This window comes from Streptomyces sp. UW30 (assembly GCF_008042075.1).
Lineage (GTDB): Bacteria > Actinomycetota > Actinomycetes > Streptomycetales > Streptomycetaceae > Streptomyces.
In genome coordinates this window covers 1-922 of sequence record NZ_RDBN01000172.1, presented here as the reverse complement: position 1 = coordinate 922, position 922 = coordinate 1, and the positions used below count along the sequence as shown (strand labels likewise).

2 pseudogenes are annotated in these 922 nt (G+C 71.9%); both read left to right on the top strand.

From position 1 onward, the window contains the following. Window positions 1-271 precede the first annotated feature (271 nt). Window positions 272-724, top strand: a pseudogene (locus EAO75_RS45295) (LCP family protein); the annotation flags it as partial. Window positions 725-726: 2 nt separating this feature from the next. Next, window positions 727-922 (top strand): annotated as a pseudogene (locus EAO75_RS48425) (LCP family protein); the annotation flags it as partial.

The window sequence follows — 922 nt, the reverse complement described above, 5'->3', positions numbered from 1 at the left end:
GCCGCCGCGCCGACGGCCGGCCCAGAACATCGATGTTCGCGATGTTCAACTATGCCTTCCAGGTGGGCGGTTCGGCCTGCACCGTCCGGACCGTGGAACGGCAGGGGCGGGCGAGGGCTACCTCGCCGTCGCCGTCACCCGCTCCGCCTCGATCCGCTTGTCCAACGCCTCCTCGCTCAGCGAGTCGACGTGCCGGCACAGCACCGCCGACCCAGCCGTGACCGACACCGCAGATGCGCACCGGGGGGCGTCGGCCGGCAGGAAGGGGCCCGTGCGGCGTTGGGTTCGGCGTGGGGCCATCGGGGTCGGGCTCGTGGTCGTCGTCGCGGGGGGAGTCGCCTGGGGCGTGTACGCCAAGCTCGACTCCAACATCACCCCGGACGAGGCCGCCGCCGCGGAGCTCGCCCGGTATGAGAAGGAGCGCCCCACCTCGCTGGTGCGCGGCGCCCAGAACATCCTCGTCATCGGGTCGGACTCCCGCGCCGGAAGCAAGAACCGCCGCTACGGCAAGGACTCCGGCACCGAGCGCTCCGACACCACCATCCTGCTGCACCTGTCCTCCGGCCGCCGCAGCGCCACCGCCGTCTCGATACCCCGCGACCTCATGGTCGACGTCCCCGGCTGCCGCCGCGCCGACGGCCGCCGTAGCGAGCCGATGTTCGCGATGTTCAACTATGCCTTCCAGGTGGGCGGTTCGGCCTGCACCGTCCGGACCGTGGAACGGCCTCCGACACCACCATCCTGCTGCACCTGTCCTCCGGCCGCCGCAGCGCCACCGCCGTCTCGATACCCCGCGACCTCATGGTCGACGTCCCCGGCTGCCGCCGCGCCGACGGCCGCCGTAGCGAGCCGATGTTCGCGATGTTCAACTATGCCTTCCAGGTGGGCGGTTCGGCCTGCACCGTCCGGACCGTGGAACGGC